This is a genomic window from Vibrio sp. 811, from assembly GCF_033339195.1.
This window is the reverse complement of sequence record NZ_JAWOUB010000868.1, coordinates 1-536: the sequence shown is the minus strand read 5'-3', so window position 1 is coordinate 536 and position 536 is coordinate 1. Positions and strand designations below refer to the sequence as shown.

Annotated in this window: 1 protein-coding gene; it reads right to left on the bottom strand. The window is 49.8% G+C overall.

The annotated features are described in order from the left end of the window. Positions 1-536: ABC transporter ATP-binding protein (locus R7Q46_RS29845; RefSeq protein WP_318078677.1), on the bottom strand; the 536-nt coding region annotated here is incomplete at both ends.

Here is a 536-nt window from a genome sequence, read left to right as displayed (position 1 = left end):
CCTTTCATAATGTCGATGACCTTGTTGGCAGTTTGGCTATCAAGACTTGCGGTTGGCTCATCAGCGATCACCAATGCAGGTTTGTGCACTAAGGCGCGCGCAATTGCCACACGCTGCTGCTGACCACCAGACAAGTTATCGGGCATGTGATGGATAAATTCGCCCAGCCCCACATGTTCCAGCATCTGTGAGGCAAGTTCAGTTTGTTCTGTTTTTGAAAAACCGTTGAGATGCAACGGATAAGCGACGTTCTCCAAAGCCGTCATCACTGGCACCAAGTTGAATTTTTGAAATATAAAACCCAGCTTTTCACGGCGCATTTTCGCAGCCTGCATTTGTCCGCTCGGGTAAGGTTGACCAGCAAACGTTACCTGACCTTGATATTGTGAATCCAACATGCCAAGCACATTGAGTAAGGTACTTTTTCCTGAGCCGGAAGGCCCACATAGCGCCACCATTTCACCGGCAAACACCTCACCAGAGACTTCTTGCAACGCGCGTACGGTTTGGCTGCCGAGGGTGTAATCGCGACTAAG